Origin of the sequence: Salegentibacter maritimus, assembly GCF_016236915.1 — a bacterium.
Classification (GTDB): domain Bacteria; phylum Bacteroidota; class Bacteroidia; order Flavobacteriales; family Flavobacteriaceae; genus Salegentibacter; species Salegentibacter maritimus.
The window spans coordinates 30830-51851 of record NZ_JAEHOK010000010.1; the positions used below are offsets into that span (position 1 = coordinate 30830).

Here is a 21022-nt window from a genome sequence, read left to right on the forward strand (position 1 = left end):
AGATTCCTTAACAATAACACAACATTGGAAATTCAAAATTAAGCGTAGAACTAATTAATATTGTACCCAATTTTAAGGAAAAACAATTTATCCCTTAAATTATAATTTTTTACAAATTTAAAAGAGCTAATTAATGGCAAAAGGTAAAAAGTTTCAACGAAGTGACCGTTCCCGTCCATATTTGAATATTCTGGATTATATGGTGCAGGAAAAAGCCTTCCTTGCAATAGTAATTGTTGGTATAATTATGGCCGGAATATTTACCGGTAACCAAACAGCAGCAATGTGGCTTGGTTTTTTCTTTGCAGCCTATGCCACTGTTGCAAATGATAGTATCCAATCTCTTGGGACATTTATTGAGAGTAACAAAGCCAAGCGTTGGTGGATTTTGTGGTTGTATGTAGGCTTCATTTTTTTGGGTGTAGTTAGTTTTAGCTGGTTTTATTTTGATGGGGATGTAACCTATCAACGGCTTTTAAAACCAGATGGTAGTTCTCCTTACCCACATCCGGAATCCTTTAGTTTTTTTCAGATTATAGCACCACTGGTACTGCTTATTTTAACCAGGTTAAAAATGCCGGTTTCTACTACATTCCTTATTTTAAGTGTATTTAGTGCTGATACTTCGGGTATTACATCGGTAGTATGGAAGAGTTGGACAGGTTATATAATGGCGTTTGTACTTTCATTCTTAGTATGGTACCTATCCTATAACTTTATTAAAAAATATTTTAAGAGCCGTAAATTCAATAATAGCTGGACTGCCGTTCAATGGCTTGTAAGTGGTACGCTTTGGGGAGTTTGGGTAATGCAGGATGGTGCTAATATAGCGGTATTCCTTCCTCGTAGTCTAGATACTTTCCAGTTTATAGTGTTCGCTCTTACTATTTTTGGAGGTTTAGGCCTGTTGTTTTACTTAAGGGGAGACAAAATCCAGGAAGTAGTTAGTGAGAAATCTAGAATCTCAGATATTCGGGCAGCAACTCTGGTAGATTTAACTTATGTAATTCTACTTATCTATAAACTATTTATTAGTACGGTACCTATGAGTACTACCTGGGTATTCCTTGGTATTATTGGAGGTAGGGAAATAGCCATAAGCCTGGCTAGAAACAAAAAAGGTAAAAAGCACCGTAAGAAGGCCGGTAAGATGATCTTTAAAGATTTCTCTTACGCTATGATTGGGTTATTCGTTTCGGTAGCACTTGCAGCTGCAGCTAATAAAAGTATACGAGATCAAATTATTAATGCAATATTCTAAATTTGCACAAGTAAATAATTCAACAAAATGCGCCTTTACCGGGCGCATTTTTTATTTTTATATAAAATTATAATCTAGATGAAAAATATATTAATTGCTTGCTTTCTGGGCTTTGCTTTGATTTCGTGTAATTCTAAAAATAAAGCAGAAGTGGATCTCATGGTTTTTAATGCTGAAGTTTATACCGTAGACGAAAATTTCAATACTGCTGAAGCTTTTGTGATAAAAGACGGGAAATTTGTTGAGGTAGGAAATGCTGATGAACTTCAGGAAAAATACAATAGCGCCGAGAAACTTGATGCGGGAGGAAAAAGCGTTTTTCCCGGTTTTATAGATGGACATGCCCATTTTTACGGATTAGGCTTACAGCAACAACGGGTAGATCTGTCAGGCACCAAAAGTTTTGAGGAGGTGGTACAGCGCATTGTTGATTTTCAAAATAAAAGAGATGTTCCATTTATAACCGGTAGGGGATGGGACCAGAACGACTGGGAGAGAAAAGAATTTCCGAACAAAGATACTTTAGATGAATTATTTCCAGATACCCCAATAGCCCTAACCAGAATAGATGGCCACGCACTTTTGGCCAACCAGGCTGCATTAGATAAAGCCGGAATTACAACAGAGACTTCTTTTAATGGTGGGGATATTGAACAAAAAAACGGAAAATTAACCGGTATTATTGTAGATAATCCTATGCAGCTTATTGCTGAAGCACAGCCTGAACCTTCTACAAAAGAACGGGTAAATGCTTTGCTAGATGCTCAGAGGCTATCTTTCAAGTATGGCTTAACCACAGTTGTAGATGCCGGAATTGATAAAGAAATTATAGAGCTCATGGATAGCCTTCATAAAGACGAAAGTCTTAAAATAAGGCTATACGCAATGATTAGTAATACTAAAGAAAACCTGGATCACTATCTAGATAAAGACCCTATTAAAACCGAAAGGCTACATGTGCGTTCAGTAAAATTTTATGGCGATGGTGCACTGGGTTCAAGAGGTGCTGCTTTAAAGGAAGAATATAGTGACCGTGCCGGGCATTTTGGAGCCTTGCTCTCGCCTGTTGAAGATTTTAAAGCAACTGCAGAGCGGGTAGCAAATTCAAAATTTCAACTGAACACTCACGCTATTGGCGATTCAGCCAACTATATGGTTTTGGAAACTTACGATAAACTTTTAGCCAACGATAAAGACCGTAGATGGAGAGTAGAACACGCGCAGGTAATTGATGAAGAAGATTTTAAATATTTCAGTAAAAATGTTATTCCTTCGGTTCAGCCTACACACGCAACCAGCGATATGTATTGGGCAGAAGATCGTTTAGGGGATAAAAGAATACAAGGTGCTTATGCCTATAAGAAGTTATTAGACCAGGCTGGAATTATTGCCCTGGGAACCGACTTTCCGGTTGAAGAGGTAAGCCCTTTTCTAACTTTTTATGCAGCGGTAGCAAGACAGGATACTAATAATTTTCCCCAGGAAGGTTTTATGAAAGAACAGGCCTTATCTCGTGAAGAAACCTTAAAAGGAATGACCATTTGGGCGGCCTATGCGAATTTTGAAGAAGAAGAAAAAGGAAGTATAGAAGCCGGTAAATTTGCCGATTTTATAATTTTAGATAAAGATATTATGAAAGTTGAGCAATCTGAAATTCCCGGAATTAAAGTTTTGGAAACTTATGTAAATGGGGAGCAGGTATATTAAAACCATTAAACGAAAAATAGATATCTTTGTGAATCGAAAAAATATAAGAAAATGAACGACGGATTATACGCTAAATTTTATACCACTAAAGGTCAGATTTTAGTTGAATTGGAATATGAAAAAGTACCCGGTACAGTTGGGAATTTTGTAGGGCTTGCTGAAGGTAAGCTTGAAAATGACGCCTTCCCACAGGGGAAACCTTATTATAACGGACTTAAATTTCATAGGGTGATTCCTAATTTTATGATTCAGGGGGGAGACCCACAGGGTACCGGTGTAGGTGGTCCCGGTTATAAGTTTGAGGATGAAATTCATCCCGAGCTAAAACACGATGCCCCTGGAAAACTATCTATGGCCAATGCCGGTCCCGGAACTAACGGAAGCCAGTTTTTTATTACACATACCGAAACCGCCTGGTTAGACGGAAAACATACTGTTTTTGGTAGTGTGGTTCAGGGCCAGGATATTGTAGACAGCATTCAGCAAGGTGATGAAATAGAAAAGTTAGAGATTATTAGAGCCGGAGAGAAAGCAGAAAGCTTTAATGCAGTAGAGTCTTTTAGGCAATTTAATGGGGCTAAAGCAGAAAGAGAAGCAGCAGCAAAGAAAAGAGAAGAAGAATTACTGGGAGAAATATCACAAGGCTTTAAAACCACAGAAAGCGGACTTCGCTATAAAATTGAGAAAAAGGGAGAAGGAGCAAAACCTGAAAAAGGACAAACTGTTTCTGTACACTACAAAGGAATGTTGACTGATGGAAGCGTTTTTGATTCTTCCTATAAAAGAAATCAGCCGCTGGAATTTCCTGTGGGAATGGGCCACGTGATTAGTGGTTGGGACGAAGGTATTTTGCTTTTAAATGTAGGAGACCAGGCCCGCTTTGTGATTCCATCGCATTTGGCGTATGGAGAGCGTGGTGCGGGTGGTGTAATTCCACCAAATGCAGCATTGGTTTTTGATGTGGAGCTTGTAGCGGTAAAGTAAAAGCCCCCTAACCCCCGAAGGGTAATTTAATGATAAAAAATACCTCACAAGTTTCAGAGACCTGTGAGGTATTTTTTTAAGAATGAGTCTAAAAAGCTTGTTTTCGTCAAGCTGAAATTATTCAGACTTTATCCCGCATTAACTTCGGGATTCTAACATGAATAGATTGTCAATATCTTAGATCTCCGAATAAATTTCGGAGCAGGCTCTGAAACAAGTTCAGGATGACGGGCTTAATAGAAGTTCGTTTTATTTAGAATCCGGCTGTGGCGTCATTCTAAGATATGGTTTTACTTCTTTAAAACCTTTAGGGAACATCTCTTTGGCATCTTCGTTAGATACAGAAGGACTAATTACTACATCTTCCCCGTGTTTCCAGTTGGCTGGAGTGGCTACTTTTTGGTAGGCGGTAAGTTGCAGCGAATCTATTACCCTTAATAATTCATCAAAATTTCTACCGGTACTTGCCGGGTAAGTAATCATTAGCTTAATGGTTTTATCTGGTCCAATAACATACACCGAACGTACGGTTAGCGTATCATCGGCTTTTGGATGAATCATCCCGTAAAGGTTGGAAACCTTCTTATCTTCATCGGCGATAATTGGAAAGTTTACCGTGGTATTTTGGGTTTCATTTATATCATCTATCCAGCCTTTATGAGACTCCAGGCCATCTACACTTAATGCCATCACCTTTGTGTTGCGTTTTTCAAACTCATCTTTATATTTTGCAACGGTGCCAAGTTCGGTGGTACAAACCGGGGTGTAATCTGCCGGGTGTGAGAATAAAATCCCCCAACTATCTCCTAAATAATCATAAAAGTTGATTTTTCCTTCCGAAGTTTCAGCATCAAAATTTGGTGCTTTATCCCCTAGTTTTAACTCGCTCATAGTTTTGTTTTTTAGTGATTAGAACTATAAAATTAAAGAATTTTTATTCTAAACAACCTATTAAGTCAATAGGTTTTACTTGGTTTAAGATAAGATTAACTGATAACGCTTATAATAGATTTAGGAATTAAGATTCTAGTGTATATTTCCATTTAATGTTGCATCCAATGCTCGGTTTTTGGTTTTGCGATACTTTTTTATTGGCAAGAACGGCATCCATAGCATCGCGAAGATGCCTGCCATTAACCGGAATGCCATTTCCCGGTCTTGAATCGTCTAATTGGCCGCGGTAGATTAACTTTAATTCATCGTCAAAAAGATAAAAATCGGGTGTGCAGGAGGCTTTATAAGCTCTGGCCACTTCCTGCGATTCGTCGTAAAGGTATGGGAAAGAATATTGATGTTTTCTTGCTACCTCGTTCATATTATCAGGATGGTCTGCCGGATAGTTTTCTACATCGTTGCTCATAATCGCGGCAAAACCAAAACCCAAAACTCGGTAGTCTCCGGCAAGTCTAACTATTTCTTCATTTACGTGCTTCACAAATGGACAGTGGTTGCTTATAAACATAATTAAAGTCCCTTTGATGCCTCTAATATCTTCGAGTGAATATCTATTGCTTGTTATTACATCTACAAGATTAAAATTTGGAGCCGGTGTTCCTAAAGGAATCATATTTGACGCAGTTCTGGCCATAATGTTTTATAAGTTTACTCGATAATCGAGATTTTTCCTAATAGTTATTGGAACTCCGAGGCTTTCCCCGAAGTCAAAAAAATCTTTTCATTTAATTCCTCATTGGCTTACCATGAGGTAATTCACTTCTGAATATAGTGTTTTTTTCTATTTTTGTTGAAAAATACCATATGGAAATTTCCTGGAAGGATTTTGAAAAAGTTGAAATGCGAGTTGGAACAATCACTGAAGTTTCAGATTTTCCCGAAGCCAGAAATCCTGCTTATAAAATGCTTATTGATTTTGGTGAAGATATTGGCCAGAGAAAGACTTCGGCTCAAATTACCAAACGCTATAAAAAAGAAGAACTATTAAACCGCCAAATTGTGGCGGTAGTTAATTTTCCAAAGAAACAAATCGCAAATATTATGAGTGAATGCCTTGTGTTGGGAGCAGTAGGAAAAGAAAATGATATCGTACTACTAAACGCCGATTTTAAGGTTGAAAATGGACTTCGGATAGGTTAATCATTATTCTATTTTCTCGTATTTACTGCCACAAGCTTCAATACAGGCCGGGCTACATTGATAAAAAAAAAGCTGTTTTCATTTAGTTTATAAGTGAGGCTAATTTTTAAATCTGCGCAATGTGGGCTAATCGTTTTGTTGTAAACATTATAAGAAGCCTCATTAATAGCTTCACCATAACAGAAACTGGTGGTAGGTTTCTATCTTTATAGAGTTTTAGGAGTTCGCGGTTTTATATAGGTTGCCCGGAGATGTCTAAAAAAATACCGGGATTTGCCAGTTTTATCTAATTATTGGCATTTCCCGGTAATTTTGCTTTCTAAAACCTTAGGGCTCTCTATGTGATATAACTAAAATTTACATCTCGTCGCCAAAAAAGATAGCATTCATTAAAAGTTTATTGGTACCATACCAGAAAGCGCGAAAGTTCGTATTATCGGTAAATAGTATTACATTTCCGCGACCCATTCCAGTATGTTTAAAAGGAACTGTACCGGCAATATCTTCTAAGCGCGGATCACTAATATATCCACTTAGCAAAGGATTTTCCGTGTACCGGATAGGATTGTTGTAACTTTGCTTATCGGCTTCTACAAAAATTGTAGTATTTCTAAACAAGGCAAGTTTATCATTGGTATAACCGAAATTTACCGGATGTGAGCGATCTATCTTTGCTTCAAAAATAGCACCTCCAATACCCTGTGCACCTCTAAAATCTCTTTGTTCCTCAAAGCTAATATCCCTGGCTACCAGGCTGTCTTTTTTGATTTCCAGGTCCATAAAATCTTCCTTTTCAAAAAAGCGCGCGGCATTGCGGTAACCAATTAAAGTTCCGCCGTCACGAACCCAGTCTTTAAGTTTTTCTATGTCTCTTTTTTCCAGAGCACTTCCGCGGGAATTGGGCAAAATTATATCGGTATAACGACTTAAATCTGTACGCGAAAATCTCCTGGTGTCCAGTTTGGTGATTTTCATATCGTAGCGCTGGTCAAATAAATGCCAAATTTCACCGGCATCATAAGGAGTGATTCCGTCGCCCACAATTAAAGCTACTTTTGCAGGTTCAAGGGCTTCAAACTGGTTGCTTCCCAGATTTATTCCTTCGGTTAAACCAGTGTTTATAGCATCAATTTGAACATTCGACTTTTCTACTACATTTTGTAGAAATTGATACATCTTATCTGCATCCAACTTTTGATTTTGAACCGGGATTAGAATGGTGCCGTAATCGTACTCCCTATCGGCTAAAGAAAAAGCTTGCATTCCCACTTTTGCTCGAAGCCCTTCTTCAAGAATCATATTGAGGGCTTTAGGAGAATAATAATCGTGCCACTGCATTACATAAGCGTAATTGCTTTTCTCTAAAGTTTCAATTTTTGGTGCGGAAAGTTCTTTTATTTCTTCTCCCGCATGTTTTAGTTTAACATCCTCAGCAAAATCCAGGTTAAAGGCCAGGGGCAGGGTCCATGCCGAAACATCATAAAATAAACTATCTTCAAATTCGGTACGGCGTTCAAACATTGCCTTTACAAGTCTGTGTTGGCGCTGATTTTTTGGGACCACATAAGCTGAATGTTTTTTGAAATTCTTTCCTTCTGCTTCGAAATCTTCTTTTAAGCTATGAATTTCAACCTGATGTTTTTTAAGTATTTTCGCCAGTTCGTAAGCTGAAGCAGCATCTTTTTCACTTCCAAAAACATAAGCACCATCTTTGGCAGAGTTACGGGCGTTTTTATAGAAATTACGCTGATAGTTAAGGATTTTTTCACGCATATTTTTAGCAGCTTCTAAAGTAGAAAGTGCTGCAGTAAACTGGTTGCGTATGGTGAAGGGAAAGGTTAAAATACCATTGTCGGTTTCCTGGGCGTGGCCACGAGAACTTCCCTGTTCAAAAAGAATTCCAATACTTCCGTTAATATCGGGGAAGGTAGAACCTTTTCCGTAGTAAAAATCGTCGTAATTTTCTTCGGTATAATAAAAAGAGCCTAGCTCGTCGAAAGCCTCGGCATGGTAGTTTCCTATTTCTTTAGTGAGTTCCTGGTTAATTTCTGGGGTTAACGGGTGGGTTCTTGAAGGAATTCCCGGCTGAAAGAAAAAGCTGGAATTAGAACCCATTTCGTGATGATCGGTCAAAATATTGGGCATCCATTTATGGAATGTTGCTATACGCGCCTGAGATTCGGGCAATTGTACCGGTAACCAATCGCGGTTCATATCAAACCAATAATGATTGGTTCTACCGCCCGGCCAAACTTCGCTATACTCTCTATCTTGTGGATCTGGATTTATATTTTCACTTTTATTGGTGTTGGCCCAATACGCAAAGCGCTGCAGCCCATCTGGATTAAATGAAGGATCAAATAAAATTATAGTATTGTTCAACAAATCTTTTACTTCTTCACTTTCGGCAGCAGCGAGGTAATAAGCTGCTAAGAGAGCAGCGTTAGAGCCGCTGGCCTCGTTTCCGTGAATAGAAAAACCCTGGTTTACCACTATAGGCATTTCTGCTACATTTAGCGAAGAGGCATTCTCTTGCGTTAATGCCAGGTGTTCTTTGCGAATCTCTTCTAAATTTTCGTGATTTTCTGGAGAAGTTATGGTGAGTAATATAAGTGGGCGACCTTCATAAGTTTCGCCGCGATTTTCAATAGTTATTCTTGGTGACACACGGGCAAGCTCACGCATATAATTTAAGAGTAAATCGTGTGTAACATGCCATTCCCCGGGAATGTATCCAATTATATCCTGAGGTTTTGGTATGTCGTCGTTATAGTTTATATCCTGGGGCAAATAATAATCCAGGCCAAGCTCTTTATTTTCTTGTTGGGCAAACGAGTTTAAACAAATACAGAAAATTAGAAAGGGTAGAAATTTTTGCATATTTTTTTTTATTTGGGATATAAATATAAAAAAACCGTCCTGATTATCTCGGGACGGTTTATAAAATCTTAAAAGCAATAATTTAAATGTCGTCAAAACTTACATCGGTAAATTTCTTTGGTGTATTGTTTTCCTGACTTTCATCTTCAGAAGTTTCATACTCCTTTTTGAAATCTTTTTGATGACGCTCGCTAATTACCTCTTCTCCTTTTTCATTCAAGATAAAATCTGTCATCTCTTGAAGAATTTCGTGGAAACCGGCAAAATCTTCTTTGTAAAGGTAAATTTTGTGTTTCTTGTAGAAGAAAGAACCATCATCGTTAGTAAATTTTTTACTTTCGGTAATTGTTAGGTAATAATCGTTTGCACGTGTTGCCCTAACATCAAAAAAGTAAGTTCTTCTTCCGGCTCTCAGCACTTTAGAGAATATTTCTTCTTTCTCCATCATTCCCTTGTCACTCATAAAATAGATTCTTTAAATATTTTGGTTTAGTACTGCTCAAAAATCTAAAAATTTTTAACATCTAGCAAAAAAATTTCACATTTCTTTTTCATTTAACTGTTTTGCATATAATTCTTTATAATAGCCTGGCTGGTTTAATAATTGGGAATGAGTGCCTTGTTGTACAATAGCACCGTCTTCCAGAATAATTATTTTATCAGCGTTTTTGGCCGAAGAAATTCTGTGGCTTACAATTATGGTAGTTTTATCTTTTGAAATTTTAAAGAGATTATTTAAAATAGCTTCTTCGGTTTCGGTATCTACCGCCGAGAGGCAATCGTCAAATAATAAAATTTTTGGGTCGTGAATTATAGCACGGGCAATAGAAACTCGTTGTTTTTGACCTCCAGAAAGGGTGATGCCACGTTCGCCAAGAACTGTTTCGTAAGCTTTGCTGAACCCAAGAATATTTTTATGTACCGAGGCATTCTTTGCAGCTTCAAATATCTCCTGGTCGGTAGCATTTGTTTTCCCGAATTTGATGTTGCTTTTAATAGAGTCGCTAAATAAAAATGCATCTTGTGGTACGTAGCCAATACTAGTCCTTAGGCTATCCAGGTTAAGCTCTTCTATATTTTTACCATCTATACAAATTCCCCCCTTTTCTACATCGTATAGCCTACCAATAAGTTCCAGAATTGTAGATTTTCCGGCACCGGTTTTTCCTATAATGGCCAGGGTCTCACCGCTATTAATTTCAAATGAAACATTTTTAAGGGCCGTAATATTGGTGTCATCATAGGTGAAACTTACATTTTTAAAAGCAATACTACCGTGAATTTCATCGGGTGTGTCTTTTTTATTTACAATTTCTGGTTTTTCTTTTAAAAATTCGTTGATACGCTCCTGGGATGCATCAGCTTGTTGTACTAAAGAAGTTACCCAACCTATAGAGGCAATGGGCCATGTAAGCATATTTACATATAGCAGAAACTCTACAATAACCCCAATATTTTCAATTTCCCCATTTATATATTGGTTACCGCCAATGTAAATAACCAGTACATTGCTAATTCCTATTAATAAAACCATTAGCGGAAAAAAGAAAGCCTGTACCTTAACAAGGTCAATGTTTTTATCACGACTCCCGTTGGCAAGATTTACAAAGTCGTGGTTTATTTGCTTTTCCATCCCGTAAGATTTTATAACGGCAATTCCGCTAAAGCTTTCCTGGGTAAAAGTATTTAACCTGGAAAGGTACTGCTGTACTACAGTGCTTCGCTTGTGAATTGCCACACTAATTTTATAGATAGAAAACGCCAAAACAGGAAGGGGTGCCACCGTAAATAAGGTAAGTTTTGGGGCTGCCTGAATCATAAAAATTAAGACCACCACAGTAGATGTAAAAGTGGTTACCGTATACATAATTGCCGGGCCAAGATATAATCTTACTTTGCTAACATCTTCGCTAATACGGTTCATTAAATCTCCGGTGCGATTTTTCTTATAAAAATTAAGAGAAAGCTCCTGGTAATGTTTATAGATTTCGTTTTTTAAATCAAACTCAATATCCCTTGAGACCACAATAAATGTTTGTCTCATTAAAAAAGTAAGAAATGCAGCAATTAGGGTAGCTCCAATTATTAATGCTATATTCATGGCAAGTTCGGTTTTAAGTACCTCGAGTGTACTTATCTCACCATTAATAAATTGTTCTATAGCATCTGTAGAATCGCCAATTAGAGGAATATAATATAGTGCGAAAATACGGGCCACTATGGTTATTACCAGGCCTATCAATAGTTTCCACTTATATTTTACAAAATATTTATTGAGATGCTTAAGGTTCTTCATGTAAGAATAAAAAGATAAATTTTAAGAATATGTTATTTTAACACGTTTTAAAAGTCTGTTTGTTGAAATATTCTTTATTTTTGCATAGTGATTTTCAGAAAAATGAAAATACTAAATTAAAAAATGTAACAAGTTATGCAAGTTGATGTTCTAAACGCAAATGAACTAAAGAAGTCTGCACCAGTATTCGGTCAACTTTCTTTTGATAACCACGAACAAGTAGTTTTTTGCAACGACAAAGATACAGGTTTAAAGGCAATTATTGGTATTCATAACACGGTTTTAGGACCTGCACTGGGTGGTACCAGAATGTGGGACTACAGTAGTGAATGGGAGGCCTTGAATGATGTTTTGCGCCTTTCGCGTGGAATGACTTTTAAAAGTGCAATTACAGGACTTAATCTTGGTGGAGGAAAGGCTGTTATAATTGGTGATGCCAGGACCCAAAAAACACCTGAACTAATGAGAAGTTTTGGGCGTTTTGTAGATTCTCTTAGCGGAAAATATATCACTGCAGAAGATGTGGGAATGGAAACTGCCGATATGGATACTGTGCGTGAAGTTACTAAATATGTAACCGGGATTTCTGAAGACAAAGGCGGTGCCGGTAATCCATCTCCAATCACGGCCTATGGTGTTTTTATGGGACTGAAAGCGGCTGTAAAGCATAAGTTTGGTAGTGACGACCTGGAAGGGAAATCGGTATTGGTTCAGGGAATAGGTCACGTGGGTGAAACTCTTGTAGAGCATTTAACCCAGGATGGAGCCAGGGTTTTTATTAGTGATATTAATGAAGAACGACTTGAAGCTGTAAAAAATAAGTACGGAGCAGTAATTTTTGAAGGTTCTGATGTCTATGCTGCCGATGTAGATATCTATGCACCTTGTGCCCTGGGAGCAACCATTAACGATGATACGGTAAAGCGTATTAATGCAAAGGTTATTGCCGGTGCAGCTAACAACCAATTAGCCGATGAACTTACACACGGTAAGGTTCTTAGGGAAAGAGGAATTGTTTATGCCCCAGATTTTCTTATTAATGCCGGAGGTATTATAAATGTGTATGCAGAACTTGAAAATTACGGGAAGCAAGAAATTATGCGAAAAACAGAGAATATTTATAACACTACTTTAGAAATTCTAAGTAAAGCCGATAAGGAAGATATGACCTCTCACTTTGCAGCACTTAAAATTGCACAACAACGAATTGATGATAGAAAAAAACAAAATTTGAAGTAATCAATTTCAAAAGTTTGGTATTTTTGCAAGGCGAAAGAATATTCTTTCGCCTTTTCTAATTCTAAAAAGTTCTTTTACAATTATGTTGACAAGAAGACATATTCGGGTTAAAGTAATGCAATCACTCTACGCCTTTAACCAAAGCCAAAACAACAACCTGGGGACCGAGGAAAAATTCCTCCTTAAAAGTATGGAAGAGATGTACGATCTCTTTCTGGTGCAGCTAAGCCTCATTGAAGAGTTAAAAGGCCAGGCCGAAAACTTTTTAGAAAAATCCCAACAGAAATACCTTGCTACCAGTGAGGAGAAAGATCCCAATAAAAAATTCGTTTCCAATGCTATTTTTAATATTTTCCAGAATAACGAGAGTTTACAGGACGCACTGGAGTCAAGAAAAATAACCCATTGGAAAAGGGATGATGATTATGTGCAGATTATTTGGGAGGCTTTAAAAAATAGCGATATTTATAAAAGCTATATGGAAACCCGTGAGTCGAGTTTTAAAGAAGATAAAGAGTTTATAATTGCCGTTTTTAAAGAGATTATTGCTCCCAACGAAAAACTTTACGACTATCTTGAAGACGCTAAACTTACCTGGATAGACGATTTGCCAATTGTAAATACCGCAGTATTAAAATTTCTTCAGAAATTAAAACCTCATTCTGCCGAAAGTTTAAAACTGGATAAGCTTTATAAAAATGAAGAGGATAAAGATTTTGCGAAAGATTTATTTAGAAAAACCTATCTAAATGATGATGTGTTAGCAAAAGAAATGTTGGGAAAAACCCCAAACTGGGATAAAGACCGAATTGCAGAAATTGATATGATACTTATGAAAATGGCAATTTGTGAATTTCTTAAATTCCCTTCAATTCCGGTAAAAGTAACCATTAATGAATATTTAGAACTTGCCAAAGAATACAGTACTCCAAAGAGTAGTATTTTTATAAATGGCGTTTTAGATAAGTTATCTAAAGAGTATAGGGAACACAATAAATTAAATAAAGTAGGGCGAGGTCTTATGTAATGAAGAAAATTTCTTAATTTTAAAAATTAAATTATAAAGTTCATGATTATGAAAAATGGAATCTTAATGTTGGCTGCAGTAGGGGCGCTGCTTTTTACTTCGTGTAAAGACAACAACAATAACGCCTCGGAAAAAGTAAAAGCGGAAAATGTAGAAAGTGCTGCAGAACGCGATGCACAGGCTACCGTATATCCAAAGATGGAGTTTGAAACTTCAGAGCATGATTTTGGTACTATTCCACAGGGTAAAAATGTAGAGCATACCTTTACATTTACCAATACCGGGCAGGCGCCATTGGTAATTACAAATGCAAGAAGTACTTGCGGTTGTACCGTTCCATCTTACACCAAAGATCCAATTCAACCGGGAGAAACCGGAGAAATGTTGGTGAAATTTAATGGCTCTGGAAAAGGTCAGGTAACAAAAACAGTAACGGTAACTGCCAATACAGAAGCCGGTACAGAGCGTCTTAAAATTAAAGCCTTTGTAGAAACCAAAGAAAACGCTAGCTAATAAATGGATCAATTAACCCAATTTGCCCCAATAATTTTAATGTTTTTAGTGGTGTATTTTTTTATGATACGTCCACAAATGAAAAAAGCTAAACAAGAACGCAACTTTGCTTCCGAATTAAAACGCGGAGACCGTATAGTCACTAAAAGTGGAATGCACGGTAAAGTTGTGGATTTTAGCGAAAAAAACAATGCGGTGATTATAGAAACCGGAGCAGGAAAAATAACTTTTGATCGCTCTTCCATATCTATGGAAATGAGTAAAAAACTTAACGAAACAGCCAAGCCGGAAAAAGAAAGCAAGGCAAAAGCCGTTAAGGAGAAGAAATAATTTTCTGTTATAATTTAGAATAGAAAATCCCCAGCGTTAAAGCCTGGGGATTTTTATTTTTAGGGAGATTTAAGAATTGTAAAAAAATACGTCATTCTAAACTCGTTTCAGAATCTAACATTTTAGAACCTGAAACAAGTTGAGGTTGACGTAAAAATAAATTTTTTAAATATTCTTTCTCTATTAGCAATTTTTGTATTTATCATGAAGTCCTTCACCATTCTTAATCATTGGTTTAATCTTTTCCAGTCGGGATCTTTTTGTAGCTTCCCTTTTTGCTTCAGCAATATAATTAGCATATTCCCTTTGTTTGCCTTTAGTTAATTGCAGAAAAGATTTTTCTAAACCTTTATCAGCTTTAAAAGCATCTTTTAATTCTGGTGGTAGTAGTAACTTTTTTAAAACAACCGGTTTTATCTCTTTTCCTTCCCGCTGGTTTTGGATAGCTTCTGCTATATATTTCTGAAGAATTTCGGGTCTTATTTTATCTTCTTTTCTAAATCTTATTTGTCTTAGAGCTTTGGTTTTGCCTTCCTGAGCGTTATAGAGTAGCGCGGTATTCTCTTTTAACAAGGCTCCATTAAAAAACCAAAGGGCACAATGATTTTTAAATGCTGCCATGCCAACCACATTTTTGCCGTTAAGCGTGTAAACCGGTGTTCCCCATTTTATACATTCCTCAAGTTCTGTATCTTGCAATACTGCTCTTAAAGCCTGTAGCTCTTTTTCCCAGGAATTATGGGTTTTAATATATTCATCTACCGATTTTACAGCCATTTTCCTTTTGCTTGAATATGGTTTTACTCGATAATCGAGATTTATCCCGATAGTTATCGGAAATCCGGGGCTAGCCTTGAAATAAAAATCTTTTTATGTAATGTCTCTTTGTTTTGCCAAAAGCTAATTTACTTATATTTTTCTGAAGTTATTTCTGCAATTTTTACGATTACTTCAGTAGCTTTTTGCATACTTTCTACCGGTACATATTCGTATTTTCCGTGAAAGTTATGGCCGCCGGCAAAAATATTAGGGCAGGGTAATCCCATATAACTTAGTTGAGATCCATCGGTGCCACCGCGAATTGGTTTTAAAATGGGTTCAACATTTACTGCTTTCATGGCTTCTTTGGCAATGTCTACAATATGCATTACCGGTTCAATTTTTTCCCGCATATTAAAATATTGATCGGTGATCTCTACCGAAATACAATCATTTTCATATTGTGAGCATATTTCTGAAGCCAAATCCTGCATCATCTCTTTTCTGGCATTAAAATGCCCTAAATCATGATCTCTAATTATATATTCCAGTTGGGTTTCTTCTACATCTCCTTTTATATTGCTAAGATGAAAAAATCCCTGTCTATCTTCGGTATGTTCGGGTGTTTCCAGTCTTGGTAAAGAATTAATAAAGTCTACCGCAATATACTGGCTGTTTACCATCTTATCTTTGGCATAACCGGGGTGTACGCTTTTTCCATGTACTTTAACTACGGCCCTGGCGGCATTAAAATTTTCATATTCCAATTCTCCTATTTGGCTCCCGTCCATGGTATATGCCCATTCAGCACCAAATTTTTGCACATCAAATTTGTGGGCACCGCGACCAATTTCTTCATCAGGGGTAAAACCTACCCGGATTTTTCCATGGGGAATTTCAGGATTATCCAATAAATATTGCATCGCGGTCATTATTTCTGTAATCCCGGCCTTATCGTCGGCACTTAAAAGACTGGTGCCATCGGTGGTAATTAGAGTTTGACCTTTATACTGTTTTAAATCATCAAAATATTCGGGAGAAAGAATAATGTTTTTCTCTTTGTTTAAAATAATATCCCTTCCGTCATAATTCTCAATAATTTGCGGTTTTATATTGGTAGCGTTAAAATCGGGGGAAGTATCAAAATGAGAAATGAAACCAATAACCGGAACTTTATGCGCAACATTAGCAGGTAGCGTGGCCATCACATAGGCGTTATCGTCTATACTAACTTCGGTCATACCCATTTCCTGCAGCTCTTCTTTCAGCTTTTTAGCTAACTCCCATTGCTTTTGACTGCTGGGGGTAGTCTGGCTTTCGGGATCACTTTGGGTATCTATGGTGATATAGCTAATAAATCTATCTATAATCCGCTGTTTGTTAATCATTTGGTTTCAACTTTTATTATTCAGAATTTTAAGAGTATTTTGTAAGCTCATCTCTTCTAAGCAAATATAATTAACGTGAATAGCTATTCCTTGCACTTATGAAAAAACTATTATTCCTTTTCGTTATTTTAATCCTTTCTTCCTGTATAAAATCTAAAAACCTTGTTGAGGATAATTTTGGTGAAAAAACTGTAATAGCCGATTCTGCCATGGTGGTTTCGGCCAGGGCAGAGGCTTCCAATATTGGTTTGGAAGTTCTAAAAAATGGTGGGAATGCTTTTGATGCTATGTTAGCTACCGAAATGGCACTCGCGGTTAGCTTTCCTTTTGCCGGAAATTTAGGCGGCGGCGGATTTATGGTTTATAGAAAAGCAAACGGCGAAACAGGATCTTTAGATTTTAGGGAGAAAGCGCCATTAGCGGCTTCTAAAACAATGTACCTGGATAAAGATGGAAATGTACTATCAGAAAAAAGTATGTACGGCTCACTTGCCGTTGGCGTTCCCGGTACAATTGCCGGAATTTTTGCAGCTCACGAAAAGTTTGGAACCTTACCCATAAACGAAATTTTAGAACCCGTAGTTGCTTTGGCTAAAAACGGATTTGTAGTTACCGAAAAACAAAGTAAAACTCTGGCTCATTACAGCGAATTGTTCTTACGGGAAAATAAGGGTACTATTTTATTTGCTAAACCTTACAGGCCGGGAGATACCATTAAAAACCCTCAACTTGCGAAAACCCTGGAGCGAATAATTACTAATGGAAGAGAGGAATTTTATACCGGTGAAACCGGCAGGAAAATGATCGCTTATCTCCGGGAAAGAGGTGGTGTTATGAGTATGGAAGATTTGCAGAAGTATCAGGCGCATTGGCGGGAGCCCGTAACAGTAGACTATAAAGACCTAAAAATTATATCTATGCCACCACCCTCAAGTGGTGGAATTGTTTTAGGGCAAATTTTAAAAATGTTGGAAACTTTTCCTTTAGCTGAATATGGTCATAATTCGCTAAAAACTATCCAGGTGGTCACCGAAGCCGAACGTAGAGCTTATGCCGATAGAAGTTTTTACCTGGGAGATCCCGATTTTGTGGATATTCCAGTAGATACTTTATTGAGTGACGCATATCTTTCAGGGAGAATGCAGAATTTTAGTTTTGACCAGGCCACACCTTCCTCCAGTATTGGTTATGGTGAAATTCCCGGATACGAAAGCGACGAAACCACACATTATTCTATAGTAGATAAATATGGGAATGCCGTAGCTGTAACCACTACTTTAAACGGAGCCTATGGCTCTAAAATGTATATTGAGGAACTTGGTTTTTTTCTTAATAATGAAATGAACGATTTTAGCGCAAAACCTGGAGTTCCCGATATGTTTGGGCTTGTGGGAGCCGAAGCAAATGCTATAGCGCCACAAAAACGAATGCTAAGTTCTATGACGCCCAGTATTGTTGAAAAAAATGGAGAATTATTTATGGTTTTGGGATCACCGGGTGGTTCTACCATAATTACCTCGGTTTTGCAAACTATTCTTAATGTAAAGGAATTTAAAATGAATATGCAGGAAGCTGTAGACGCACCTCGTTTTCATCATCAATGGTTGCCCGATAAGGTGCTTTTTGAGCCCAATGCATTTGAAGCCAGTTTGTTAGATTCTTTAAGGTTGAAAGCTTATCATATAGATGAAAATGAATCTCGAATTATAGGAAAAGTAGATGCGATTAAAATATTGCCCAATGGCCGTTTGGAAGCTGGTGCCGATAGGAGGGGAGATGATACGGCAAAAGGGTATTGATACTTAAAATAATCGATTTGGACTTTTTGGGCTGTGTAAATTAGTCTATTTTTGTGAAAACCCAGTTATAATGTATAAATCGCTTTTACGCCCTTTCCTTTTTAGGTTTGATCCTGAATGGGTGCATCATTTCACTTTTAACACTTTAAAGAAATTCGGTAAAACTTCCATTTTTAAAAGCCTGGTAAAAAAGAAGTTCCAGGTAGAAGATTCGAGATTGGAACGAGAGGTTTTCGGACTTAAATTTAAGAATCCGGTGGGGCTTGCCGCTGGTTTTGATAAAGATGCAAAGCTTTTTCAGGAGCTATCAGATTTAGGCTTTGGGTTTATTGAAATAGGCACTGTTACCCCAAAAGCGCAACCCGGTAACGAGAAAAAACGCCTCTTTAGGTTAAAAGAAGATAATGCTATTATTAACCGAATGGGCTTTAATAATGATGGGGTAGAAGCAGCTGTTGCCCGACTTAAGAAGAATAAAAATGTACTTATTGGCGGGAATATTGGGAAAAACAAGATTACTGCAAACGAAAATGCCGTAGAAGATTACAAGATTTGCTTTGAAGCGCTTTACGATTATGTAAACTATTTTGTGGTAAATGTGAGTTCTCCAAATACCCCTAATTTAAGGGAGTTACAGGATAAAGAGCCGCTTACTAATTTGTTGAATACTCTGCAAAATTTAAATGCCGCAAAGCCTAAGCAAAAGCCTATTTTGCTAAAAATAGCTCCCGACCTTACCGATGCGCAGTTACTGGACATTATAGAAATTGTAAAAGAAACAAAAATCGCAGGGGTAATCGCAACCAATACAACCATTTCCCGTGAAGGCTTAAAATCTGAAAATAAGTTAGAAACCGGCGGACTTAGCGGAAAGCCTTTAACAAACCGGGCTACTGAAGTGATTCGTTTTCTTTCTGAAAAAAGCAATAAAGCCTTTCCTATTATTGGAGTAGGGGGTATACATACCGCCGAAGATGCATTGGAGAAACTTGATGCCGGTGCTAGTTTAGTTCAATTATATACCGGTTTTATTTACGAAGGCCCGGCTTTAATAAAAAGAATTAATGAGGCATTGCTAAATAGAAGTAGGGAGTAAGCTATTTTAAATGATAGACCAGCTCATTCCTTTTTTAACCGCTTCGGCAATTTTAACCATCTCACCGGGCCCCGATATTATCTATGTGATGGTTCAGGGAATAGCCAATGGTAAAAAGCATGGTTTTGTCACAGCCCTGGGGCTGGCCACGGGTATTATTGTTCACACCAGTCTGGTGGCTTTTGGGGTATCGGCGATTATTAAAAGTTCAGATTCACTCTTTTTAATTATTAAATTGCTGGGTACTAGTTATTTGCTATATTTGGCCTGGTTGGTTTTTAGGAGCGACCCTAAAATTGCTTATTCTTCAAAAGGAATTCAAAAGAAATCTTTGTTGTCGCTTTTCAAACAGGGATTTATAATGAATGTGCTAAACCCAAAAGTGACCATATTTTTTCTGGCCTTTTTTCCCGGTTTTCTTTGGGATCCGGAAGGAAATACCGTGGTTCAATTCTATATTTTAGGCTTGTTTTTTATGGGTATTACAATTCTTATCTTTGGAAGTGTAGCTTTATTAGCCGGGAAAATCTCTACTTACTTAAAAAAGCATACACACTCTGCCCTTGTTCTAAAATGGTTGCAGATTGTGGTTTTTATAGGAATAGCAACTTTTATACTGATCTAGTTGTATAAAATTAGACTTAAAGGAAAATTAGAAGTTATACTTTTTTACTAGTAGGATGCTAATAAAATGAATTAATATGCATTGGTTTTTAGATATTCCTTAAAATACTATCTTTGATGATATGGATAAAATCAAGCTTATTGAGTGTCCGCGGGACGCTATGCAGGGAATAAAAATCTTTATTCCTACTGAAAAAAAAGTACAGTATATTCAGTCTTTATTGCGTTGCGGCTTTGATACCATAGATTTTGGAAGCTTTGTGTCTCCTAAGGCTATTCCGCAAATGGTAGATACGGCTGAAGTTTTATCTAAATTAGATCTTTCTACCACAAAAAGTAAACTGCTTGCTATTGTAGCAAATACCCGGGGAGCAAAGGATGCTTCAGCGCATCCTGAAATTGATTATTTGGGCTATCCTTTTTCAATTTCCGAAAACTTCCAAATGCGTAATACCCATAAAACCATTGGTGAATCTGTAGATATTTTGGGCGAGATTCTTGAAATTGCAGAAAAATCGAATAAAAAAGTAGTAGCATATCTTTCTATGGGCTTTGGAAATCCTTATGGCGATCCCTGGGATGTGGAGATTGTGGGGGAGTGGACAAAAAAGTTATCGGATATGGGAGTAAAGATTCTTTCTTTATCAGATACTATTGGAAGTTCTACTCCGGAAATCATTAAATACCTATTCTCAAATCTAATTCCTGAATATCCCGAAATAGAATTTGGTGCCCACCTTCATACCATACCTTCCAAATGGCACGAAAAAATTGATGCTGCCTACCAGGCAGGCTGTAGAAGGTTTGATGGAGCAATTCAGGGCTTTGGGGGCTGCCCTATGGCAAAAGATGAGCTTACCGGTAATATGCCATCAGAGAAAATGCTTTCTTATTTCAACTCTAAAAAGCTGGACTCAAATATTAAAATGACCAGCTTTGAATCTGCTTATAACGAAGCTTCTAAAATCTTTAATGCTTATCATTAATAGTCTTTATTTAAATTTTGCAGTTGATTAATAAAACCT

The 21022-nt window shown here is 37.2% G+C and carries 19 protein-coding genes; 12 read left to right on the forward strand and 7 right to left on the reverse strand.

All coding sequences use genetic code 11. From position 1 onward, the window contains the following. Positions 1 to 133 precede the first annotated feature (133 nt). From I6U49_RS08885 to I6U49_RS08895, 3 genes are all read left to right on the forward strand, one after another. Positions 134 to 1261, forward strand: a complete 1128-nt coding sequence (locus I6U49_RS08885; protein WP_198628410.1) for a hypothetical protein — start codon at positions 134 to 136, stop codon at positions 1259 to 1261. A gap of 78 nt (positions 1262 to 1339) precedes the next feature. Next, complete coding sequence (locus I6U49_RS08890) at positions 1340 to 2968, forward strand: amidohydrolase (protein ID WP_198628411.1); 1629 nt, start codon at positions 1340 to 1342, stop codon at positions 2966 to 2968. A gap of 51 nt (positions 2969 to 3019) precedes the next feature. Continuing rightward, positions 3020 to 3952 carry a peptidylprolyl isomerase gene (locus I6U49_RS08895; protein ID WP_198628412.1) on the forward strand — a complete coding sequence of 311 codons (933 nt, stop codon included), beginning with the start codon at positions 3020 to 3022 and terminating at the stop codon, positions 3950 to 3952. A 249-nt stretch (positions 3953 to 4201) separates the two neighbouring features. Here I6U49_RS08895 and I6U49_RS08900 read toward each other — a convergent pair whose 3' ends face one another. Both I6U49_RS08900 and I6U49_RS08905 read right to left on the reverse strand, forming a co-directional pair. Then, entirely contained in the window at positions 4202 to 4843 is a 642-nt protein-coding gene (locus tag I6U49_RS08900) for a peroxiredoxin (RefSeq protein WP_198628413.1), read from the reverse strand. 127 nt (positions 4844 to 4970) lie between these two features. After that, positions 4971 to 5540: a thioredoxin family protein gene (locus I6U49_RS08905; RefSeq protein WP_198628414.1), complete on the reverse strand. Its 570-nt coding sequence runs from the start codon at positions 5538 to 5540 to the stop codon at positions 4971 to 4973. 170 nt (positions 5541 to 5710) lie between these two features. On the opposite strand from I6U49_RS08905, the gene I6U49_RS08910 reads away from it, so the two are divergent. Beyond that, a complete protein-coding gene (locus tag I6U49_RS08910; protein ID WP_198628415.1) occupies positions 5711 to 6046 on the forward strand; it encodes a tRNA-binding protein in 336 nt (111 codons plus the stop codon). 357 nt (positions 6047 to 6403) lie between these two features. On the opposite strand, the gene I6U49_RS08915 is transcribed toward I6U49_RS08910, so the two are convergent. The 3 genes from I6U49_RS08915 to I6U49_RS08925 form a co-directional block, all read right to left on the reverse strand. Further along, a complete protein-coding gene (locus I6U49_RS08915) occupies positions 6404 to 8926 on the reverse strand; it encodes a M14 family zinc carboxypeptidase (RefSeq protein ID WP_198628416.1) in 2523 nt (840 codons plus the stop codon). A gap of 82 nt (positions 8927 to 9008) precedes the next feature. After that, positions 9009 to 9389: a PUR family DNA/RNA-binding protein gene (locus I6U49_RS08920; protein ID WP_193712204.1), complete on the reverse strand. Its 381-nt coding sequence runs from the start codon at positions 9387 to 9389 to the stop codon at positions 9009 to 9011. Between the two features lie 75 nt (positions 9390 to 9464). Continuing rightward, positions 9465 to 11222, reverse strand: a complete 1758-nt coding sequence (locus tag I6U49_RS08925) for an ABC transporter ATP-binding protein (RefSeq protein ID WP_198628417.1) — start codon at positions 11220 to 11222, stop codon at positions 9465 to 9467. Between the two features lie 135 nt (positions 11223 to 11357). Between I6U49_RS08925 and I6U49_RS08930 the strand changes: the two genes are divergently transcribed. The 4 genes from I6U49_RS08930 (at position 11358) to yajC (ending at position 14331) form a co-directional block, all read left to right on the forward strand. Beyond that, positions 11358 to 12461: a Glu/Leu/Phe/Val family dehydrogenase gene (locus I6U49_RS08930; protein ID WP_198628418.1), complete on the forward strand. Its 1104-nt coding sequence runs from the start codon at positions 11358 to 11360 to the stop codon at positions 12459 to 12461. A gap of 82 nt (positions 12462 to 12543) precedes the next feature. Next, positions 12544 to 13488: a transcription antitermination factor NusB gene (gene nusB / locus I6U49_RS08935; RefSeq protein WP_198628419.1), complete on the forward strand. Its 945-nt coding sequence runs from the start codon at positions 12544 to 12546 to the stop codon at positions 13486 to 13488. A gap of 48 nt (positions 13489 to 13536) precedes the next feature. Further along, positions 13537 to 14001 (forward strand): DUF1573 domain-containing protein, encoded by a 465-nt coding sequence (locus I6U49_RS08940; protein WP_198628420.1) that lies wholly within the window; start codon positions 13537 to 13539, stop codon positions 13999 to 14001. 3 nt (positions 14002 to 14004) lie between these two features. Next, the gene (yajC, locus tag I6U49_RS08945) at positions 14005 to 14331 is read left to right on the forward strand and encodes a preprotein translocase subunit YajC (RefSeq protein WP_193712209.1); all 327 of its coding nucleotides are present in this window, start codon (positions 14005 to 14007) and stop codon (positions 14329 to 14331) included. A gap of 183 nt (positions 14332 to 14514) precedes the next feature. On the opposite strand, the gene I6U49_RS08950 is transcribed toward yajC, so the two are convergent. Further along, positions 14515 to 15108 (reverse strand): YdeI/OmpD-associated family protein, encoded by a 594-nt coding sequence (locus I6U49_RS08950; protein ID WP_198628421.1) that lies wholly within the window; start codon positions 15106 to 15108, stop codon positions 14515 to 14517. Positions 15109 to 15236: 128 nt separating this feature from the next. After that, on the reverse strand, positions 15237 to 16478 hold the full coding sequence (gene pepT, locus I6U49_RS08955; protein WP_198628422.1) for a peptidase T: 1242 nt from the start codon (positions 16476 to 16478) through the stop codon (positions 15237 to 15239). Positions 16479 to 16576: 98 nt separating this feature from the next. Here pepT and ggt point away from each other — a divergent pair, with 98 nt between their 5' ends. From ggt to I6U49_RS08975, 4 genes are all read left to right on the forward strand, one after another. Continuing rightward, entirely contained in the window at positions 16577 to 18277 is a 1701-nt protein-coding gene (ggt, locus tag I6U49_RS08960) for a gamma-glutamyltransferase (protein ID WP_198628423.1), read from the forward strand. A gap of 70 nt (positions 18278 to 18347) precedes the next feature. Then, positions 18348 to 19373, forward strand: a complete 1026-nt coding sequence (locus I6U49_RS08965) for a quinone-dependent dihydroorotate dehydrogenase (protein WP_198628424.1) — start codon at positions 18348 to 18350, stop codon at positions 19371 to 19373. Between the two features lie 10 nt (positions 19374 to 19383). Beyond that, positions 19384 to 19998: a LysE family translocator gene (locus I6U49_RS08970; protein ID WP_198628425.1), complete on the forward strand. Its 615-nt coding sequence runs from the start codon at positions 19384 to 19386 to the stop codon at positions 19996 to 19998. A 121-nt stretch (positions 19999 to 20119) separates the two neighbouring features. Beyond that, entirely contained in the window at positions 20120 to 20983 is an 864-nt protein-coding gene (locus I6U49_RS08975) for a hydroxymethylglutaryl-CoA lyase (protein ID WP_198628426.1), read from the forward strand. Positions 20984 to 21022 lie beyond the last annotated feature (39 nt).

Excerpts from the sequence above, each read along its gene's own strand:
- I6U49_RS08885 (WP_198628410.1), top strand. The coding sequence starts at position 134 with ATGGCAAAAGGTAAAAAGTTTCAACGAAGTGACCGTTCCCGTCCATAT.
- I6U49_RS08890 (WP_198628411.1), top strand. The coding sequence starts at position 1,340 with ATGAAAAATATATTAATTGCTTGCTTTCTGGGCTTTGCTTTGATTTCG.
- I6U49_RS08895 (WP_198628412.1), top strand. The coding sequence starts at position 3,020 with ATGAACGACGGATTATACGCTAAATTTTATACCACTAAAGGTCAGATT.
- I6U49_RS08900 (WP_198628413.1), bottom strand. The coding sequence starts at position 4,843 with ATGAGCGAGTTAAAACTAGGGGATAAAGCACCAAATTTTGATGCTGAA.
- I6U49_RS08905 (WP_198628414.1), bottom strand. The coding sequence starts at position 5,540 with ATGGCCAGAACTGCGTCAAATATGATTCCTTTAGGAACACCGGCTCCA.
- I6U49_RS08910 (WP_198628415.1), top strand. The coding sequence starts at position 5,711 with ATGGAAATTTCCTGGAAGGATTTTGAAAAAGTTGAAATGCGAGTTGGA.
- I6U49_RS08915 (WP_198628416.1), bottom strand. The coding sequence starts at position 8,926 with ATGCAAAAATTTCTACCCTTTCTAATTTTCTGTATTTGTTTAAACTCG.
- I6U49_RS08920 (WP_193712204.1), bottom strand. The coding sequence starts at position 9,389 with ATGAGTGACAAGGGAATGATGGAGAAAGAAGAAATATTCTCTAAAGTG.
- I6U49_RS08925 (WP_198628417.1), bottom strand. The coding sequence starts at position 11,222 with ATGAAGAACCTTAAGCATCTCAATAAATATTTTGTAAAATATAAGTGG.
- I6U49_RS08930 (WP_198628418.1), top strand. The coding sequence starts at position 11,358 with ATGCAAGTTGATGTTCTAAACGCAAATGAACTAAAGAAGTCTGCACCA.
- nusB (WP_198628419.1), top strand. The coding sequence starts at position 12,544 with ATGTTGACAAGAAGACATATTCGGGTTAAAGTAATGCAATCACTCTAC.
- I6U49_RS08940 (WP_198628420.1), top strand. The coding sequence starts at position 13,537 with ATGAAAAATGGAATCTTAATGTTGGCTGCAGTAGGGGCGCTGCTTTTT.
- yajC (WP_193712209.1), top strand. The coding sequence starts at position 14,005 with ATGGATCAATTAACCCAATTTGCCCCAATAATTTTAATGTTTTTAGTG.
- I6U49_RS08950 (WP_198628421.1), bottom strand. The coding sequence starts at position 15,108 with ATGGCTGTAAAATCGGTAGATGAATATATTAAAACCCATAATTCCTGG.
- pepT (WP_198628422.1), bottom strand. The coding sequence starts at position 16,478 with ATGATTAACAAACAGCGGATTATAGATAGATTTATTAGCTATATCACC.
- ggt (WP_198628423.1), top strand. The coding sequence starts at position 16,577 with ATGAAAAAACTATTATTCCTTTTCGTTATTTTAATCCTTTCTTCCTGT.
- I6U49_RS08965 (WP_198628424.1), top strand. The coding sequence starts at position 18,348 with ATGTATAAATCGCTTTTACGCCCTTTCCTTTTTAGGTTTGATCCTGAA.
- I6U49_RS08970 (WP_198628425.1), top strand. The coding sequence starts at position 19,384 with ATGATAGACCAGCTCATTCCTTTTTTAACCGCTTCGGCAATTTTAACC.
- I6U49_RS08975 (WP_198628426.1), top strand. The coding sequence starts at position 20,120 with ATGGATAAAATCAAGCTTATTGAGTGTCCGCGGGACGCTATGCAGGGA.